This is a genomic window from Comamonas sp. NyZ500, assembly GCF_016772095.1.
GTDB classification, from domain to species: Bacteria; Pseudomonadota; Gammaproteobacteria; order Burkholderiales; family Burkholderiaceae_C; genus Comamonas; species Comamonas thiooxydans.
In genome coordinates, this window is sequence record NZ_JAEIJE010000005.1 from 162,550 (window position 1) to 180,644 (window position 18,095).

An 18,095-nucleotide genomic window follows, 5' to 3' on the forward strand; every position below is an offset into this window, starting at 1 on the left:
TTTTCATGACCACAGTCCACACCATGCCTTCCCGCCCCACCGCTACTCGTTTTTCCTCACCGACGGCGGAGGTGCCAATGGCCCTGTACCAGCAGGTCAAGGACCATGTGCTGCGCAAGATCGGCGACGGTTCGCTGGCGGCCGGTGCGCGCGTGCCTTCCGAGCAGGAGCTGGTCAACGAGTTCGGCGTGGCGCGCATGACGGTGAACCGTGCGCTGCGCGAACTGGCAGAGCAGGGCGTGATTGTGCGTGTGGCGGGGGTCGGCTCTTTCGTGGCCGAGGAAAAGCCGCAATCGACCCTGCTGCGCATCGCCAATATCGGTGAAGAGATCACCCAGCGCGGGCATGACCATCGCTTCGAGCTGCTCGACATGCGCCGCGAGTCCGCCTCGCCCGAGGTCGCCGCGGCGCTGGACCTGGCGGTCGGCGCCTCGGTCTTTCATCTGCATGGCGTGCACTTCGAAAACGAGCTGCCGGTTCAGATCGAAGACCGCTATGTGAACCCCCGTCTGGTCCCCGACTTCATGGACCAGGATTTCTCTGCCGTGCAACCCTCGGTCTATCTGGTGCGCAATGTGCAGTACGACCAGATCGAGCATGTGGTCGATGCGATCTTGCCGACGGCCGAGCAGGCCCGGCTGTTGCAGATGGCTCTCGACCAGCCTTGCCTGATGCTCACGCGCCGTACCTGGCTGCGCGGCGTCCCTATCACCTGGGTGCATTGCGTGCATCCGGGCATGCGCTACCGACTCGGTAGCCGTTTCCGAACCGATTCAGTGCACGGCGGCTGATCCCTGCCAGGCCCTTGAATCCCTCAGTACGTTTTTGTTTCTCTTGACTGTATAGACAGGTATAGCCATGAACACTACCACCACCCAAGAGCTCTCGAACTCCGAACTGGAACTGCATCCCGGCGAGCTCACGCTGGCTCAGCTGCGCCGCATTCAGGACGGCGGCGTGCAGCTCAGCATGGCGCAGGCCGCCTATGCGGCCATGCGCAAGGCCGAGGCCCATGTGCAGCACATCGTCGATGAAGACCAGGTGGTCTACGGGATCAACACCGGTTTCGGCAAGCTGGCTTCGACCAAGATCGCGCATGAGCGCCTGGCCGAGCTGCAGCGCAATCTGGTGCTTTCGCACAGCGTGGGCACGGGCGAGCCGCTGCCGGATCATGTGGTGCGCCTGGTGCTGGCCACCAAGGCCGTGAGTCTGGCCCGCGGGCATTCGGGAGCCCGCACGGCGCTGGTGGACGCGCTGCTGGCCATGGCCAATGCCGATGTCCTGCCCGTGATTCCCTCCAAGGGGTCGGTAGGGGCTTCGGGCGATCTGGCGCCGCTGTCGCACCTGGCCTGCGTGCTGATCGGCGAGGGGCAGGCCAAGGTGGGCGGCAAGCTCGTTTCCGGCCGTGAGGCCATGCAGCATATCGGCCTGGAGCCCTTTGTGCTCGGCCCCAAGGAAGGGCTGGCGTTGCTCAATGGAACCCAGGTCTCCACCTCGCTGGCGCTGGCCGGCCTGTTCCAGGCCGAAAGCGTGCTGGCCGCAGGACTGGTCGCCGGTTGCCTGACGCTGGAAGCCATACAGGGTTCCATCAAGCCCTTCGATGCGCGCATCCACGCGGCACGCGGCCAGCATGGACAGATCGCCGTGGCGGCTGCCGTGCGTTCGCTGCTGGACGGCAGCGCCATCGACCCCTCGCACCCCAATTGCGGGCGCGTGCAGGACCCCTATTCCATCCGCTGCGTGCCGCAGGTCATGGGCGCCTGCCTGGACAATCTCAGCCATGCTGCGCGCGTGCTGGTCATCGAAGCCAATGCCGCCTCGGACAATCCGCTGGTGTTCGACAACGGCGACGTGATTTCGGGCGGTAACTTCCATGCAGAACCCGTGGCTTTCGCCGCCGACATCATGGCCCTGGCGATCGCTGAAATCGGCGCCATCTCCGAGCGTCGCATGGCCTTGCTGCTGGACACCGGACTATCGCGCCTGCCGGCCTTTCTGATCGAGGACAGCGGCGTCAACTCGGGCTTCATGATCGCCCAGGTCACGGCGGCTGCCCTGGCGGCGGAAAACCAGTGCTTGGCCCATCCCAGCAGCGTGACCAGCCTGCCCACCTCGGCCAACCAGGAAGACCATGTCTCCATGGCCACCTATGGCGCGCGTCGCCTGGCAGACATGGTCAGGAACACGGCCGTGATCGTGGGCGTGGAGGCCATGGCCGCGGTCCAGGGCATGGACTTCGATCGCCGGCTCAAGAGCTCGCCGCTGATCGAGGAGCAGTACGCGTTGATCCGCAGCCAGGTGCCTTACCTGGACAAGGACCGCTATCTGGCCCCCGATATCGAAATCATGCGTCTGTGGGCGCTGGAAACCGCCTGGCCCGAGGTGTTGCAGAGCATTCTGCCGAGCAACGCGGTCTGAGCCGCCACCATGCCGTCACGCCGCAAGCATCGGGCAAGAGCGGTTCTTGCCGTTGCGGGGCGGCGTTCCGGCTGCGCTTGCCGGGGCGGCGGGTCAGAAACTGCCGGCGAACTGATAGCGCGAAGCCGGGTGCCACAGGGCCGAAACCGAGGCCACCTGGCCCTGGGAGCGGGTTCTGCGGCGCAATACCAGACAGGGTTCGGTGACCTCCATGCGCAAAAGCTCCGCCACCTCGGCCGTGGGCATGCTCGCTTCGATGGAGAAATTCACGCCCTGCAGCGGAGCCACGCGCACCAGGTAGGCATTGGGAGTCTGGCTTGCAAAGTCCTGGCTCAGATAGTCGGGAGCCACGGCCGGATTCACATAGCGGTCTTCGACCTGGATGGGGACATCGTTCTCGAAGTGCACGACCACGGAGTGAAACAGATGGGTGGCGGCGCTCAGCTCGAACTGGCGCAGCAGGGCGGCATCGACCTTGCAGCGCTCGAGCCGCTGCAGCTCCCCCCGGTGCCGGTGGCCGCGTGCACCAATTTCGTCGGCGATATTGCGCAGCTCGACCAGGGTGGCCTGGTACTTCTGCTGGGCCACGAAAGTGCCCGAGCCCTGGACGCGCGTCAGTGTCTTTTCGTCGCTGAGCTCGCGCAGCGCGCGGTTGACGGTCATGCGCGCCACATTGAACTGCTTGACCAGGGCGGCCTCGCTGGGAATGGCCTGGCCTTCCTGCCATACGCCACTTTGAATCTGCTGCAGCACATGGTCTTTGATGCGCTGGAACGCAGGTACGGCGGCGGTGGTATCGGTTCGCGACATAGGGTTTGTGTGGATCAGAAAAGCTGTCTAGATGATTGACGTGGGTGGGAGTAAATCACAAAATTAGTCTATACAACTTTGCGAAAATAAATGAAAGTTGTTCGGACATATAAGAGACATCCAGAGGGATTGACGGAGCAATTCATGAGTATTGATACAGCAACGCTGGGTTCCTCTGGCGCCATCGAGACCAGAACCATAGACATGGTTCCGGAGAGCGAGCGCCACGGCTCGCCCTCCAGCCAGTTCACCCTCTGGTTCGGAGCCAATTGCCAGATCACGGCCATTGTCGACGGAGCGCTGGCCATCGTGTTCGGCGCGGAGGCCATGACGGCCATCATCGGTCTGCTGATCGGCAACATCCTCGGCGGCATCGTCATGGCCCTGCACTCGGCCCAGGGCCCGCGCCTGGGCCTGCCCCAGATGATTTCCAGCCGCGTGCAGTTCGGCGTCAAGGGCGCGGCCCTGCCGCTGCTGCTGGTGATCCTCATGTACCTGGGCTTCGCGGCCACGGGCACGGTTCTCTCGGGCCAGGCCATCAACCGCATGTTCGATTTCTCGGCCCCGCAGACCGGCATGATCATCTTCGGCACGCTGACCGCCATCGTGGCCGTGGTGGGCTATCGCCTCATCCACGTGCTCGGCCGCGTGGCCACGGTGATCGGGCTGCTGGGCTTTGCCTACCTGGCCGTGCGCCTGGGCATGCAGTACGACGTGGCCAGCGCCTTCGGCCAGAAGCCCTTCACCTGGGCGAGCTTCCTGCTCACCATCGCGCTGTCGGCCGGCTGGCAGATGACCTTCGCGCCCTACGTCGCCGACTACTCGCGCTACCTGCCGTCCAACACGCCTACGTCGCGGGCCTTCACCACCACCTTCATGGGCAGCGTGATCGGCGCGCAGATCGCCATGACGCTGGGCGTGCTGGTCGCCGCGCTGGGGGGCCAGTTCCTGAAGAACCAGGTCGGCTTCATCGGTGACCTGGCCGGCCCTGCCGCCATCGTGATCTACCTGGTGATCGTCTCGGGCAAGCTCACGGTGAACTGCCTCAATGCCTACGGCGGCTTCATGACCATCCTGACCACGGTCAGCGGCTTCAACAACAAGACGCAGATCTCGCCCGTCGCGCGCATCGCCTACATCGTCGGCTTCGTGCTGCTGTCGCTGGTGGTGGCCTTGCTGGCCAGCGCCGACTTCCTGAACAACTTCAAGAACTTCGTGCTGCTGCTGCTCGCCGTCTTCGTGCCATGGAGCGCGGTGAATCTGGTGGACTACTACCTGGTGTCCAAGGAGCGGGTCGACATTCCCGCGCTATACGACCCTCAGGGCCGTTATGGCAGCTACAACTTCATGGCGCTGGGTTGCTATGTGCTGGGCATCCTGGTGCAGATCCCGTTCCTGAACCAGGCGCTGTACAAGGGTCCGCTCGCCTCCATGCTGGGCGGTGCCGACATCTCCTGGATCGTCAGCCTGCTGGTGACATCGCTGGTGTACTACCCACTGGCCAAGCGGTCCATGAAGGTGCCTGCGGCCATGATCTATCCCAAGTGCAGCCCGGCCCCAGCCGTCGAGCCCGACTTCTACGCCGAGGCAACCCGCTTCCGAGCCGAGCCGTAACGCCTTTTCCATATTCTCTCCATTACTGTCAAAGGAGCAGCCATGACTACCCCTAACGATTCGCGCATCGACCCCACCCGCGTCATCCGCGCCCCTCGCGGCAACCAGCTCAGCTGCAAGAACTGGCTGACCGAAGCGGCCTACCGCATGATCCAGAACAACCTCGACCCCGAGGTCGCCGAGAACCCGCAAGCCCTGGTGGTCTACGGCGGCATCGGCCGCGCAGCCCGCAACTGGGAGTGCTACGACCAGATCCTGGCGTCCCTCAAGGAACTCAATGAGGACGAGTCCCTGCTGGTCCAGTCGGGCAAGCCTGTGGGCGTGTTCAAGACCCATCCGGGCGCGCCCCGCGTGCTGATCGCCAACTCCAACCTGGTGCCCAAGTGGGCCACCTGGGAGAAGTTCAACGAGCTGGACCGCAAGGGCCTGTTCATGTACGGCCAGATGACGGCCGGCAGCTGGATTTACATCGGCAGCCAGGGCATCGTGCAGGGCACTTTCGAGACCTTTGTCGAAGCCGGTCGCCAGCACTACAACAACGACCTGACCGGCAAGTGGATTCTCACGGCCGGCCTGGGCGGCATGGGCGGCGCCCAGCCCCTGGCCGCCACGCTGGCCGGCGCCTGCTCGCTGAACATCGAATGCAAGCAGTCCAGCATCGACTTCCGTCTGCGCACCCGCTATGTGGACAAGCAGGCCAAGGACGTCGACGACGCCCTGGCCCTGATCAAGCATCACACCGAAAAGGGCGAGGCGGTCTCCATCGCGCTGCTGGGCAATGCCGCTGAAATCCTGCCCGAGCTGGTCAAGCGCGCCAAGGCCGGCGGCCCCAAGCCCGACATCGTGACCGACCAGACTTCGGCCCACGACCTGATCAACGGCTACCTGCCCGTGGGCTGGACCGTGGCACAGTGGGAAGCAGCCGCTGCCGACCCCAGCCAGCACGCCAAGCTGACCAAGGCCGCGGCCCAGGGCTGCGCCGTGCACGTGCAGGCCATGCTGGACTTCCAGGCCATGGGCATCCCCACGGTGGACTACGGCAACAACATCCGCCAGGTGGCCTTCGACGAGGGTGTGAAGAACGCCTTCGACTTCCCCGGCTTCGTGCCCGCCTACATCCGTCCGCTGTTCTGCGAGGGCAAGGGCCCGTTCCGCTGGGTGGCGCTGTCGGGCGACCCCGAGGACATCTACAAGACCGACGCCAAGATCAAGGAACTGTTCCCCGAGAACAAGCACACCCACCGCTGGCTGGACATGGCGCGCGAGCGCATCGCCTTCCAGGGCCTGCCCGCACGTATCTGCTGGCTGGGTCTGGGCGAGCGCCACAAGGCGGCCCTGGCCTTCAATGAAATGGTCAAGAACGGCGAACTCAAGGCCCCCATCGTCATCGGCCGCGACCACCTGGATACCGGCTCCGTGGCCAGCCCCAACCGTGAGACCGAAGCCATGAAGGACGGCACGGATGCCGTCTCCGACTGGCCGCTGCTCAACGCCCTGCTCAACACTGCCGGCGGCGCCACCTGGGTCAGTCTGCACCACGGCGGCGGCGTGGGCATGGGCTACTCGCAGCACTCCGGCATGGTCATCGTGGCCGACGGCACCGATGAAGCCGCCGCGCGGCTGGCGCGCGTGCTGGTCAACGACTGCGGCTCGGGCGTGATGCGCCATGCGGACGCAGGCTACGAGCTGGCCATCGAGACCGCACGCAAGCAGGGCCTGAAGCTGCCCATGGTGAAGTAAGCGCCATGGCCGCCGCGCACATGACTCAACGGAGAATCCTCCGTGCTCCCGCATTGCTGCGCGGCGTTGCCCTGGCTGCGGCGCTGCTGGTGCCCGGCTGGGCAGCCGCGCAGGAGCCCGCCGCGATCGATCGCCTGCTGGGCCAGATGTACCCGCAGCTGGATACGCTGTACAAGGATCTGCACGCCCACCCCGAACTGGGCTTTGCCGAGACCCGTACCGCCGCCCGGCTGGCGAAGGAGCTGCGCGGCCTAGGTTTCGAGGTGACGGAGCAGGTCGGCAAGACCGGCGTGGTGGCCCTGCTGCGCAACGGCACGGGCCCCACGGTGATGGTCCGTACCGACATGGACGCGCTGCCTATGGAGGAAAAGACCGGCCTGCCCTATGCCAGCCGCGCCAAGACCACCTGGAACGGCCGCGAGACCTTCGTGGCGCATAGCTGCGGCCACGACGTTCACATGGCGGCGTGGGTCGGCGTGGCGCGCACGCTGTCGGCTCTGAAGTCGCAGTGGCGCGGCACGCTCATGCTGGTTGCCCAGCCCGCGGAAGAAACCGGCGCCGGTGCGCGTGCCATGCTGGCCGACGGCCTGTTCACCCGCTTTCCCAAGCCCGACGTGGCGCTGGCGCTGCACACCGACCCGCGCCCCATCGGCACCGTCAGCTACGCGGTGGGGCCGATGACCTCGGCCGCCAACGAGGTGCAGATCACCTTCAAGGGCCGTGGCGGCCACGGCTCGGCGCCACACAAGGCGCTCGATCCGGTGATGATTGCCGCGCGCTTCATCGTCGACGTGCAGTCGGTCGTCAGCCGTGACAAGGACCCGATGGAGTTCGGCGTCGTCACCATCGGCGCGATGCAGGCGGGCAGCTCGGGCAACATCATCCCCGACCGGGTGGTGCTGCGCGGCACGATCCGCAGCTACGCACCGGCGGTGCGCGCGCAACTGCTCGACGGCGTGCGCCGTGTCGCGCTTGCCTCGGCCGCAGCGGCTGGCGCGCCGGAGCCCGATATCGCGCTGCCGGACACCAGCTCCGCCACCGTCAATAACCCGGCCGTCGTGGCGAAGGTCGAGTCGGTGCTGAAGGCCGCATTGGGGGCCGACAACGTGACGCGCACGCCGCCGCTGACCACCAGCGAAGACTTCGCCGAATACGGCGCCGAGGGCGTGCCCTCAATGTTCTTCCTGGTCGGCGTCACCGACCCGCAGGAAGTGGCCGCCTCGCAGCGCCCCGATGGCAAGCCGCTGGTGTTCAACCACTCGCCGCAGTTCGCGCCGCTGCCGGAGCCTTCCATCAAGACCGGCGTGAAGGCCATGAGCCTGGCGGCGCTGGGCTTCCTGGACAAGCCTTGACATGCATCGTTGCTTGCCAGACGGCTGCGGCCCCTGCTCGGTACTTCCGCGCTGGGGCACGCCGGTTCTAGCGCGGTGTTTTGGTTTAATTTTTTGTGCTTTTGATCGATGCAACGCTTTGACCTGAACCAGATTGCGCCCAGCCCGTGGAAGAACGGGGGCGGCAGCACGCGCGAGATTGCCTGCTGGCCGCAGGGTGCGGGCATGGACAGCTTTGGCTGGCGCGTGAGCGTGGCCACGATTGCCCAGGCCGGCCCGTTTTCTGCATTTCCGGGCATAGACCGCCAGATCATGCTGCTCGATGGCGACGGGGTACGGCTGCACAGCGCCCAGGCCGGGCTCGAGCATGCATTGACCGAGCGCTGGCAGCCCTTCACCTTTTCGGGCGATATGGCTCTCGATTGCGATCTGCTGGGCGGGCCGTCCAGCGACTTCAATGTCATGACCCGGCGCGGACAGTGGTCGGCCAGTCTGGAGCAGCTCGGCTGCCGGGCAGAGGCGGGGCTGAGCGCCGCAGGGCTTTGCATGGTGCTCGAGGGTGGCTGGAAATGCGCCGACGGGCGGATACTGCAAGCCGGTCAAGGCCTCTGGTGGACCAGCCCCCAGGCCGAGCCGCTGCTGGCGCAGGACGAGCAGGCCAGGCTGATCCTGGTCAGCCTGACGCCGCACAGCTAAAACACGAGCAGCTTGCACTCTTGAATTGGACGTTTCAATGTGTATTGATATGAGAAATCAGGAGTGGCAAGCGCATGAAGCTATGAAATCAGTAGTTTCATGGTTTGAATTGCCGTAATCGAACACTAGGAGCATCACCATGACGCAAGTTATTTCCCATCCCGCAGTCTCTGCCGACGGCTGCTGGTACAACCTGCGTCTGGCGCCGGAGCTGTATGTCTCCGAAGTGGCGGATATTCCCGAAGGCACGCTGGCCTGTATCGTGGTGCAGCAAGGCCGCATGGTCTGGGTGGGCCCGCAGGATGCCATGCCTGCCGAATACCAGGCGCTGCCCCGGCATGATGGCGCAGGGCGCCTGGCCACGCCGGGCCTGATCGACTGCCACACCCACCTGGTCTATGGCGGCGAGCGTGCCAACGAGTTCGCCATGCGCCTGGCCGGGGCCAGCTACGAGGAAGTGGCTAGGGCCGGCGGAGGCATCGTCTCCAGCGTCAGGGCCACGCGCGAAGCGTCGGAGGACGAGCTGGTGGCGCTGGCGCTGCCGCGTCTCGAGCAGTTGCTGGCCGAAGGCGTGACGGCCATAGAGATCAAGTCGGGCTACGGCCTGGCCCTGGAACACGAGCGCAAGCAGCTGCGTGCCGCAAGGCGCCTGGGCGAGCTGTGTGCCGTGACCGTGTGCACCACCTTTTTAGGGGCCCATGCGCTGCCGCCCGAATATGCAGGCCGCAGCCAGGAGTACACGGATCTGGTCTGTCAGGTCATGCTGCCGGCGCTGGCCGCCGAAGGCCTGATCGATGCCGTCGACGTGTTCTGCGAGCGCATCGCCTTCTCGCTGGTCGAGACCGAGCAGGTCTTTCAGGCGGCCAAGGCCTTGGGCCTGCCCGTCAAGCTGCATGCCGAGCAGCTGTCGAATATGGAGGGTGCAGCCCTCGCGGCCCGCTATGGCGCGCTGTCCTGCGACCATATCGAGCACCTGTCCGAACACGGCATTGACGAGATGAAGAAGGCCGGTACCGTGGCCGTGCTGCTGCCCGGAGCCTTCTATACGCTGCGCGACACCAAAGTGCCGCCGATTGAGGAATTAAGGGCCGCCAAGGTCCCGATGGCCATTTCTACCGATCACAATCCGGGTACCTCCCCGTGCTTGAGCTTGCTGCTCATGGCCAATATGGCTTGCACGCTGTTCCGTCTGACGGTTCCCGAGGCTCTGGCCGGCATCACCCGGCATGCCGCGCAGGCTCTGGGTCTGCAGGACGAGCAAGGCCTGATTGCCGTGGGCCGTCCCGCCAACTTCGTGCTCTGGCCCGTGAAGCAGGCTGCCGAGCTGGCCTACTGGTTTGGCAGCAAGCCTGACTGTACGGTGGTGCGCCAGGGCCTGATTGCGCGGCAAGCCAAAGCCTGAATGCGGGGAGCGCGAAAGGTTGCTGATGTCTCACGAACAATTTCTCAATGAACTGATTTCCACCCTGGGCGCCGATGTGGTGCTGCGCGGCACGGACACGCCCGAGCGTAGCCGCACCGACTGGAGCGGCACGCCGCCCCAGCAGCCGCTGGCGCTGGTGCGCCCACGGACCACGGAGGAAGTCAGCGCGGTCATGCGTCTGTGCAGCGCCCACAGAGTTGCGGTGGTGCCGCAGGGAGGGCTGACCGGGCTGGCCGGTGCGGCGGTTCCGATGGAGGGTGCAGTGGCCCTGTCGCTGGATCGCATGAACCGTATCGAGGACATCGATGCCAAGACCGGGCTGATGCAGGTGCAGGCCGGCGTCACCCTGCAAGCCGTGCAGGAGGCGGCCGTCGATGTCGGCATGGTGTTCGGCGTGGATCTCGGCGCTCGCGGCAGCTGCCAGATCGGCGGCAATGTCTCCACCAATGCGGGCGGCAACGGCGTGCTGCAGCACGGCATGATGCGCGAGCAGGTGCTGGGCCTGGAGGTGGTGCTGGCCGACGGCACGGTGCTGCCCATGCTGCGCCCCATGATCAAGAACAACACGGGTTACGACCTCAAGCAGTTCTTCATCGGTGCCGAAGGCACGCTGGGCATCATCACGCGCGTGCTGCTGCGCCTGCGTCCTGCGCCGCAGGCCACGGCCACGACGCTGGTGGCCATGCCCGATTTCGACTCGGCGCTGGCCGTGCTCAAGCGCATGCAGTCGCGCTTCGGCAACAGCGTCGCGGCCTACGAGCTGATGTGGGACAGCTTTGTGCAGGCCTCCATGGCCTGGCTCAAGCTCGCTGCGCCTTTTGAGCAGCGCTACCCCCTGCTGGCCCTGATCAATGTGGATGGCAAGGACGAGGCGCAGCTGCAGGGCGATCTGCAGCAGGTGCTTGAGGAAGCCATGGACGCCGGCGAGGTGCTCGATGCCATCGTGGCCCAGTCGGTCGCCCAGGTGCAGCAGCTGTGGAAGCTGCGCGAGGCCCCGGCCGAGCTCAACAACAATATGCATCCCGCAATCAACTTCGACGTGAGCCTGCCCCAGGCCGACATCGGCCGCTTTGCCGAAGCCTGCATGCAGGCTTTTGCCGCGCGCTGGCCTGGTCACCAGGCGCTGTACTTCGGCCATGTGGGCGACGGCAACCTCCATGTCTCGGTGGATGGCAAGACCGTCAACGGCGAATGCGAGCAGGTGGAGGAGCTTCTCTACCGCATCGTGGGCGAGATGCAGGGCAGCGTCTCCGCGGAGCACGGCATAGGTCTGCACAAAAAGCCTTATCTGAGCAACAGCCGCACGCCCGCGGAGCTGGCGGCGATGCGGGCCATCAAGCTGGCCCTCGATCCCCTGGGCCTGATGAATCCCGGAAAGGTGTTTGATCTATGACGAATTCCCTGGTGGCCTCGCTGGCCCGGGCCCAGGTGCGCCCGCTGCCCGCGTACAACGCCGGCCTGTCCAACGAAGCGGTGCGGGCGCGCTATGGCGTGACCGATATTGCGCGACTGGCCAGCAATGAAAATCCCTTCGGTGCCAGCGCCTCGGTGCACCGGGCGATTGCCGAGGTGGCCAACGATGTGGGTAACTATCCCGATGCCAACTGCACGGCCTTGCGCGAAGCCATTGCCGAGCGCACGGGGCTGCCCGCCGGGCGTCTGGTCTTCGGCGACGGCTCGGAAGACCTGATCAAGATTCTCTGCGAGGTCTTTCTCGCTCCCGGCGATCTGGTGGTGACCCAGCGTCCCGTGTTCGGCCTGCACGAAATCTATCCGAAGATGATGGGCGCGGAGGTCGAGCTCCTCGACCTCAACGAGGAGCTGGGCTTCGATCTGGGCGCCTGGTGCGCTGCCGTGGCCAAGGCCCCCAAGATCGCCTTCCTGCCCAACCCGTCCAACCCCGTGGGCTGCATGATGGATGCGGCGCAGTTTGCGCAGGTGCTGGAGGCCACGCCCGCCAACACCGTGCTGGTGGTGGATGAGGCCTATTACGAATACGCGCTGCATGACGATGACTACCCTGATGTGCTGGCCATGCTGGAGGCGCGTGTCGGGCCCTGGATCGTGCTGCGCACCTTCTCCAAGGCCTGGGGCCTGGCCGGTCTGCGCGTGGGCTACGGCATGGCCGACAGCGACGAGCTGGTGGGTCTGATGGACAAGGTACGCTCGCCCTTCAATGTGAACATGGCGGCCCAGCGCGCGGCGCTGGCCGCCTGGAACGATCCCGCGCACATGCGCAGCGGTGTGGCGACCACGGTGGCGCTGCGCGAAGATCTGCGCAGACAGCTGCTGGCGCTGGCAGGGCCGGGCCGGCCGCTGCAAGGCCTGCGCATTGCGCCTTCGGTGGCCAACTTCCTGTTTCTCGACCTCGGCCGTCCCAATGGCCCGGTGACCGAAGCGCTGCTCAGGCAGGGCGTGATCGTCAAACCCTGGAAGGAGCCCGGCTTCGAGCATTTCCTGCGCGTGTCCATAGGCACCGAAGGCGACAACGCGCGTTTTGTACAGGCCTTGCTGGCCGCGCTCGAGGCCTGAGCCATGAAGCTGTTCCGGGGCTGGACGATTGTGGCGGCGGCCCATGGCCTGCTCGCCCTGGCCTTCGGTGCAGCTTATTCCTTTGGCGCTTTTTTCAAGAGCATCCAGACGCAGTTCGATGCGGGCCGTTTCTCGGTGGGCTCGCTGTTTGCCGTGACGGCTTTGCTGTATTACTGCGTGGGCGCTGTTGCCGGCCCTCTGGCCGACCGCATAGGCCTGCGCCGCGTGACCGGTGCGGGGGTCTTGCTGCTGGCCACAGGCTTTGCGCTGGCCAGCCAGACCCGCTCGCTGGCGCAGCTGTTCGTGGTTTTCGGCCTGTTCGTGGGCGCTGGCGTGGGCCTGATCTACGTACCGGCCCTGGTGGCCGTGCAGCGCTGGTTCATACGGCTGCGCAGCCGTGCCTCCGGCCTGGCCTCGGCCGGCACCGGCGTCGGCACCTTCGCCGCGCCGCTGTTTGCGGGCTGGCTGCTGGAATTGCAGAGCTGGCAGATCACCATGCAGTGGTTTGCGCTGGCCATCTTGCTGCTGGGACTGCCGGCCGCGCTGTCCATGGTCGGCCAGCCATCGCAGCTGGGTCTGAGCTGCGACGGCGATCCCCACCCTGCCCAGGCTGCAGCCCAGGCACAGGGCATGGAGCTGTCCCAGGCCGTGCGCAGCAGCAGCTTCGGCTGGTTTTTCCTCGCCATTTTCCTGGCTTCGGTGAGCCTGTTTGCGGGCCTGGTGCATATCGCTCCCATGGCCCAGGGCCTGGATATCGATGCCGTTTCAAGCCAGTGGCTGATCGCCCTGATAGGCGCTGGCAATGTGCTGGGACGGCCGCTGCTGGGCGGTCTCGGCGACAGGCTGGGAGCTCTGCGTCTGCTCATGGGTCTGAGCATTTTTCTGGCCCTGCTGCACTTGCTGTGGTGGCAGGCCCATGGCTGGGCCGCGCTTGCCGTGTTTGCCCTGCTGTTCGGCGCGGCGCATGGCGGCTGCATCGCCCTGTTTCCCGTCCTTGCCGCCCAGTGGTTCGGCACCTTGCGACTGGGTGCCATTTTGGGCATTCTTTACATCAGCGTGGGGCTGGCGGCAGTCGTCGGCGCCAGCGCGTCCGGCTGGGTGTTCGACCAGACTGGCGGCTACACCCAGGCCATCCAGGTCAGCGCCGCGCTGGCCTTGCTGGCTGTGGCTGCGCTGGCGCTTGCGGCCCGTGGCCAGCGTTTGGTTTCATCTCCTTCAGGCATTTCGAAATGATCATGCACTCTTCCTCCTCCAGCGGCACACTTTTTGCCGAAGACGCCTTACTGCCCACGGGATGGGCGCGCAATGTCCTGCTCAGCTGGGATGAGAGCGGGCGTCTGGCTGAGGTGCTCACCGATGTGGATCCGCAAAGCGGCGAGGCCGGCGAGGTCGATACCGCCATCCGCGCCGTCGGCCCGGTGATCCCGGGCATGCCCAATCTGCACTCGCATGCCTTCCAGCGTGCGTTCGGCGGTCTGACCGAGTTCCGCGGCCAGGCGCAGGACAGCTTCTGGAGCTGGCGCAAGCTGATGTACGGCTTTGCCAACCGCATGACGCCCGAGGCGCTGGAAGCGATTGCGACCTGGCTGTACCTGGAGATGCTGGAGGCAGGTTACACCTCGGTCTGCGAGTTCCACTATGTGCACCATGATGTGGGCGGCAAGCCCTATGCCAACGATGCCAGCCTGTCCCTGGCACTGCTGCGTGCGGCGCAGAAGACGGGCATAGGCATGACCTTGCTGCCCGTGCTCTATCAGACCAGCGGCTTCGGGGGGCTGCCGCCTCGCGAGGATCAGGCCCGCTTCATTCGCAGCACGGACAACATGCTCTCCTTGCTGCAGCAGCTGGAGCCCGTGACCAGGGCGCAGCAGGCAGCCCTGGGCCTGGCTCCGCATTCGCTGCGCGCCGTGCCGCCGGACAGCCTCAAGACCGCGCTCGCAGGCCTGCACGCCATGCTGCCCAAGGCGCCGGTGCACATCCATATCGCCGAACAGACCCAGGAGGTCGATGACTGCCTGGCCTGGAGCGGTCAGCGCCCCGTGCAATGGCTGCTCGAGCATGCGCCCGTCGATGCGCGCTGGTGCCTGGTTCATGCCACGCATATGACGCCCGAGGAATATGCGGGCGCGGCTCGCAGCGCTGCCGTGGCCGGCATCTGTCCCACCACCGAAGCCAACCTCGGTGATGGGATTTTCGACATGCCGGCGTGGCTCAGGCATGGCGGCCGCTGGGGCATTGGCTCGGACAGCCACGCCACGGTCAACGCGGCCGAAGAGCTGCTGATGCTCGAATACAGCCAGCGCCTGAACCTGCGCCAGCGCAATGTGCTCGGCGGCGGTGCCCAGCCCCAGGTGGCGACCTCCATGACCTTGCAGGCGGTGGCCGGCGGTGCCCAGGCATCCGGCCGCGCCATTTCCGGTCTGGCCGTGGGCCAGCAGGCCGACTTCGTGGTGCTCGATGCCCGGCATGTGGCCCTCAACGGCCTGCCAGCCGACAGCGGCCATGCAGCCCATGTGTTTGCAAGCCATCGCACCTCGGCCATAGCCGATGTCTGGGTTCGCGGCCAGCAGCGCGTGCAGGCAGGCCGCCATGCGCTGCACGAGGTCGCGCAACAGGGCTTTGTCCTGGCCCGCAAGGCATTGCTGCAAGGCGCCTGAGGGCGACTGCATTCAGATTTTTGACAGAAGAGAGACGCTCCATGAGCCAAGCCATCGCCCCCTTTGTGTTCCACCAGGGTACGGCACCGCTGCTGATTTCCATGCCGCATACCGGCACCCATGTGCCGGCCGACATTGCGGCCAGGCTCACGCCCGAAGGGCGCGAAGTCCACGACACCGACTGGCATATGCCGCAGCTCTACGACTTCGCCAAGGCGCTGGGCGCATCCATTCTGGTCGCCACGCATTCGCGCTATGTCATCGATCTGAACCGTCCGCCCGATGGCGCCAGCCTCTATCCGGGCCAGAGCGTGACCGGGCTGTGCCCGGTTGACGGCTTCGACAGCAAGCCCCTGTATGCCAGCAAGGACCTGGAGCCCGACGAGGCGGAAGTCGCGCGCCGCCGCGAACTCTACTGGCAGCCCTATCATGCGCAGCTGCGCGCCGAGCTCGACCGCATCAAGAGCCAGCATGGCGTGGCCATGCTGTGGGATGCACACAGCATCCGCTCGGTGCTGCCGCGCTTTTTCGAGGGAAAGCTGCCCGACCTGAACCTGGGCACCGCCGACGGCAAGAGCTGCGCGCCGGCGCTGGCCCAGCAACTGCTGGACATTGCACGGCAGGCACCGGACCACACCAGCGTGCTCAACGGCCGCTTCAAGGGCGGCTTCATCACGCGCAACTATGGTCAGCCGGAGCAGGGCTTTCACGCCGTGCAGCTGGAGATGACACAGTCCAGCTATATGCAGGAGCAGATGCCTTTTGGCTACCTGCCCGAGGTCGCGGCGCGTATCCAGCCCACCATGCAGCGTCTGCTGCAGGCCGTGCTGGCCTTCGCCCAGGCCAGCGGCCGCTGAGCCGAGGCTAGTGGCCCTCGGCCTGCAGCTCGTCGCCTAGCCAGCGGCGGGGCCCCGGGCCGCCGCGCTGGCATTGGTCGCCGGGGTTGTACATGCTGCAGACCTTGAGCGACAGACAGCCGCAGCCTATGCACTGGTTGAGGCTGTCGCGCAGGCGCTGCAGCTCGGTGATGCGCTCGTCCAGCCGCTGCTGCCAGATGCGCGACATCTTCTGCCAGTCGCCGCCCGTGGGCACATGCCGCGTCGGCAGCCGTGCCAGCTGCGCGGCGATCTCCTCCAGCGTGAAGCCCACACGCTGCGCAAACACGATGTAGGCAATGCGCCGCAGGCCCGAGCGGTGGTAGCGCCGCCTGCCGCCGGCGCTGCGCACCGATTCGATCAGACCCAGCGACTCGTAAAAGCGCAGTGCCGATGCGTTGACGCCGCTGCGCTGCGCGAAGTCGCTGATGCTCATCAGCGGATCATCCTCAGTTTTCATGATGTCTTTCTCCGGGGCTTGACTTAAAGTTAACTTGAACTTGAAGAATGCCGCCATTGTGATCGATAGCCGGTGGAGCCGCAATCAACGGCCCAAGCGCTGGCCGGAGTTCTTCTGATAACCGTAGCTGTATCCGCATGATGAAAAAAGACTTCAGATGGTTTTGTGCCTGAAGTCGTTTGGTGAAGTGCGGCAGCAGCTATCTTTATTGAATCTCTCTTAGCCACCTGCCAATGCTTGTCACAAGCCTGGCTGCTCCTGCGTCTTGTAGGCAGAGGTGGCCGTTCCGTCAGGCCTGCTGCCGCCAGCAGGGCGGGCGCATTCATTCTGGGAGAGTCCATATGTCAGTCCATTCCACGCCGCCGCTGCGGCCCTTGCTGCTGGCCGGCGGCCTCGCGGCGCTGGTCCTGCTTTCGGGCTGCGACCGTCCCGGCGCGGGCGATGCCCATGCCGGCAACGGGCCGCCGCCCGCGCCCGAAGTGCAGGTAGTCGAGGTTGCCTTGCAGGCCATACGCCCCTGGGACGAGTTCAATGGCCGCATCGAGGCCGTGGAGTCGGTGCAGCTGCGCTCGCGCGTGTCGGGCTATATCGAGCGCATCGCCTTCGCCGAGGGGCAGGAGGTGAAGAAGGGCCAGCTGCTGTTCGTGATCGACCAGCGGCCCTATCGTGCGGCCCTGGCCAGCGCCCAGGCCCAGCTCGAACGCGCGCGTGCCGCTGCCGGGCTGGCGCAGACGCAGGACCAGCGCGCGCGCCAGCTGGTGGCCGAGAATGCGGTATCGCGCGAGGAGGCCGATACAAGGGCCGCAACACTGGCCCAGGCCACGGCTCAGGTGCGCGCGGCCGAGGCCGAGCTGGCCACCGCGCGGCTGCAGCTCGATTTCACCGAGGTGCGCGCGCCCATCACGGGCCGTGCCAGTAGCGCCCTGCTCACCGTGGGCAATATGGCCCAGGCCGACCAGAGCGTGCTGACCACCCTGGTTTCGCAGGACCCGGTGTATGCCTATTTCGATGCCGACGAGCACAGCTTTCTGCGCTACCAGAAGGCCGGCCTGAGCGGCCAGGGCCGCGCGGTGCGCGTGGCCCTTGTCGGCGACAGCGGCTTTGCCCATGCGGGCACGCTGGATTTCAGCGACAACCAGCTCCAGCCGGGTACGGGCACCATGCGTTTGCGCGCGCGCCTGGCCAACCCCGATCGGGTGCTGACGCCGGGACTGTTCGCACGCGTGCAGATGCAAAGCGGCCCGGACCCGCAGGGGGCAGAGCCCCAGGCGCTGCTGATCGACGACAAGGCCGTGCTCACCGACCAGGACCGCAAGTACGTCTATGTGGTGGGCGAAGGCAATGTGGCCGAGCGTCGCGACCTCACGCTGGGTCGCATGGTCGATGGCCGGCGCCTGGTGGAACAAGGCCTGACCGCGGGTGACCGGCTGGTGGTGGGCGGCGTGCAGCGCATCTACTACCCCGGCATGCCCGTCAATCCCAGGCCGGTGGCGGCAGCGGCCGTGCAGCCTGCGCCCGCCGCTGCGCAGTAAGGGGGAG

Annotated in this window: 15 protein-coding genes; 13 read left to right on the plus strand and 2 right to left on the minus strand. The window is 65.9% G+C overall.

Going from position 1 to position 18,095, the window contains the following annotated elements; translation table 11 throughout:
- Window positions 1-23 precede the first annotated feature (23 nt).
- Both hutC (JAO85_RS10415) and hutH read left to right on the plus strand, forming a co-directional pair.
- Window positions 24-791 (plus strand): histidine utilization repressor, encoded by a 768-nt coding sequence (gene hutC / locus JAO85_RS10415; RefSeq protein WP_177341123.1) that lies wholly within the window; start codon window positions 24-26, stop codon window positions 789-791.
- Window positions 792-858: 67 nt separating this feature from the next.
- Entirely contained in the window at window positions 859-2,418 is a 1,560-nt protein-coding gene (hutH, locus tag JAO85_RS10420; protein WP_202788021.1) for a histidine ammonia-lyase, read from the plus strand.
- Window positions 2,419-2,511: 93 nt separating this feature from the next.
- On the opposite strand, the gene hutC (JAO85_RS10425) is transcribed toward hutH, so the two are convergent.
- On the minus strand, window positions 2,512-3,228 hold the full coding sequence (gene hutC / locus JAO85_RS10425; RefSeq protein ID WP_202788022.1) for a histidine utilization repressor: 717 nt from the start codon (window positions 3,226-3,228) through the stop codon (window positions 2,512-2,514).
- A gap of 144 nt (window positions 3,229-3,372) precedes the next feature.
- Here hutC (JAO85_RS10425) and JAO85_RS10430 point away from each other — a divergent pair, with 144 nt between their 5' ends.
- From JAO85_RS10430 to hutG, 10 genes are all read left to right on the plus strand, one after another.
- Entirely contained in the window at window positions 3,373-4,842 is a 1,470-nt protein-coding gene (locus JAO85_RS10430) for a cytosine permease (protein ID WP_045839262.1), read from the plus strand.
- 42 nt (window positions 4,843-4,884) lie between these two features.
- Window positions 4,885-6,582, plus strand: a complete 1,698-nt coding sequence (hutU, locus tag JAO85_RS10435) for a urocanate hydratase (protein ID WP_003069512.1) — start codon at window positions 4,885-4,887, stop codon at window positions 6,580-6,582.
- A 20-nt stretch (window positions 6,583-6,602) separates the two neighbouring features.
- The gene (locus JAO85_RS10440) at window positions 6,603-7,934 is read left to right on the plus strand and encodes an amidohydrolase (protein ID WP_370552202.1); all 1,332 of its coding nucleotides are present in this window, start codon (window positions 6,603-6,605) and stop codon (window positions 7,932-7,934) included.
- A gap of 108 nt (window positions 7,935-8,042) precedes the next feature.
- On the plus strand, window positions 8,043-8,609 hold the full coding sequence (locus tag JAO85_RS10445; protein ID WP_202788023.1) for a HutD family protein: 567 nt from the start codon (window positions 8,043-8,045) through the stop codon (window positions 8,607-8,609).
- Between the two features lie 139 nt (window positions 8,610-8,748).
- A complete protein-coding gene (gene hutI, locus JAO85_RS10450; RefSeq protein WP_202788024.1) occupies window positions 8,749-10,011 on the plus strand; it encodes an imidazolonepropionase in 1,263 nt (420 codons plus the stop codon).
- Window positions 10,012-10,036: 25 nt separating this feature from the next.
- Window positions 10,037-11,425 carry an FAD-binding oxidoreductase gene (locus JAO85_RS10455; RefSeq protein ID WP_202788025.1) on the plus strand — a complete coding sequence of 463 codons (1,389 nt, stop codon included), beginning with the start codon at window positions 10,037-10,039 and terminating at the stop codon, window positions 11,423-11,425.
- Window positions 11,422-12,564 (plus strand): histidinol-phosphate transaminase, encoded by a 1,143-nt coding sequence (locus JAO85_RS10460; RefSeq protein ID WP_202788026.1) that lies wholly within the window; start codon window positions 11,422-11,424, stop codon window positions 12,562-12,564. Before JAO85_RS10455 ends, JAO85_RS10460 begins: the two co-directional genes overlap by 4 nt.
- Window positions 12,565-12,567: 3 nt before the next feature.
- Window positions 12,568-13,797 carry an MFS transporter gene (locus JAO85_RS10465; RefSeq protein WP_039049385.1) on the plus strand — a complete coding sequence of 410 codons (1,230 nt, stop codon included), beginning with the start codon at window positions 12,568-12,570 and terminating at the stop codon, window positions 13,795-13,797.
- On the plus strand, window positions 13,794-15,221 hold the full coding sequence (locus tag JAO85_RS10470) for a formimidoylglutamate deiminase (protein WP_039049386.1): 1,428 nt from the start codon (window positions 13,794-13,796) through the stop codon (window positions 15,219-15,221). The genes JAO85_RS10465 and JAO85_RS10470 overlap by 4 nt, the downstream gene beginning before the upstream one ends.
- Before the next feature lie 41 nt (window positions 15,222-15,262).
- On the plus strand, window positions 15,263-16,078 hold the full coding sequence (gene hutG, locus JAO85_RS10475) for an N-formylglutamate deformylase (protein WP_202788027.1): 816 nt from the start codon (window positions 15,263-15,265) through the stop codon (window positions 16,076-16,078).
- 7 nt (window positions 16,079-16,085) lie between these two features.
- Here hutG and soxR read toward each other — a convergent pair whose 3' ends face one another.
- The gene (soxR, locus tag JAO85_RS10480; protein WP_039049387.1) at window positions 16,086-16,556 is read right to left on the minus strand and encodes a redox-sensitive transcriptional activator SoxR; all 471 of its coding nucleotides are present in this window, start codon (window positions 16,554-16,556) and stop codon (window positions 16,086-16,088) included.
- A gap of 341 nt (window positions 16,557-16,897) precedes the next feature.
- Here soxR and JAO85_RS10485 point away from each other — a divergent pair, with 341 nt between their 5' ends.
- Complete coding sequence (locus tag JAO85_RS10485) at window positions 16,898-18,088, plus strand: efflux RND transporter periplasmic adaptor subunit (protein ID WP_202788028.1); 1,191 nt, start codon at window positions 16,898-16,900, stop codon at window positions 18,086-18,088.
- Window positions 18,089-18,095: the final 7 nt, after the last annotated feature.

Excerpts from the sequence above, each read along its gene's own strand:
- hutC (WP_177341123.1), top strand. The coding sequence starts at position 24 with ATGCCTTCCCGCCCCACCGCTACTCGTTTTTCCTCACCGACGGCGGAG.
- hutH (WP_202788021.1), top strand. The coding sequence starts at position 859 with ATGAACACTACCACCACCCAAGAGCTCTCGAACTCCGAACTGGAACTG.
- hutC (WP_202788022.1), bottom strand. The coding sequence starts at position 3,228 with ATGTCGCGAACCGATACCACCGCCGCCGTACCTGCGTTCCAGCGCATC.
- JAO85_RS10430 (WP_045839262.1), top strand. The coding sequence starts at position 3,373 with ATGAGTATTGATACAGCAACGCTGGGTTCCTCTGGCGCCATCGAGACC.
- hutU (WP_003069512.1), top strand. The coding sequence starts at position 4,885 with ATGACTACCCCTAACGATTCGCGCATCGACCCCACCCGCGTCATCCGC.
- JAO85_RS10440 (WP_370552202.1), top strand. The coding sequence starts at position 6,603 with ATGACTCAACGGAGAATCCTCCGTGCTCCCGCATTGCTGCGCGGCGTT.
- JAO85_RS10445 (WP_202788023.1), top strand. The coding sequence starts at position 8,043 with ATGCAACGCTTTGACCTGAACCAGATTGCGCCCAGCCCGTGGAAGAAC.
- hutI (WP_202788024.1), top strand. The coding sequence starts at position 8,749 with ATGACGCAAGTTATTTCCCATCCCGCAGTCTCTGCCGACGGCTGCTGG.
- JAO85_RS10455 (WP_202788025.1), top strand. The coding sequence starts at position 10,037 with ATGTCTCACGAACAATTTCTCAATGAACTGATTTCCACCCTGGGCGCC.
- JAO85_RS10460 (WP_202788026.1), top strand. The coding sequence starts at position 11,422 with ATGACGAATTCCCTGGTGGCCTCGCTGGCCCGGGCCCAGGTGCGCCCG.
- JAO85_RS10465 (WP_039049385.1), top strand. The coding sequence starts at position 12,568 with ATGAAGCTGTTCCGGGGCTGGACGATTGTGGCGGCGGCCCATGGCCTG.
- JAO85_RS10470 (WP_039049386.1), top strand. The coding sequence starts at position 13,794 with ATGATCATGCACTCTTCCTCCTCCAGCGGCACACTTTTTGCCGAAGAC.
- hutG (WP_202788027.1), top strand. The coding sequence starts at position 15,263 with ATGAGCCAAGCCATCGCCCCCTTTGTGTTCCACCAGGGTACGGCACCG.
- soxR (WP_039049387.1), bottom strand. The coding sequence starts at position 16,556 with ATGAAAACTGAGGATGATCCGCTGATGAGCATCAGCGACTTCGCGCAG.
- JAO85_RS10485 (WP_202788028.1), top strand. The coding sequence starts at position 16,898 with ATGTCAGTCCATTCCACGCCGCCGCTGCGGCCCTTGCTGCTGGCCGGC.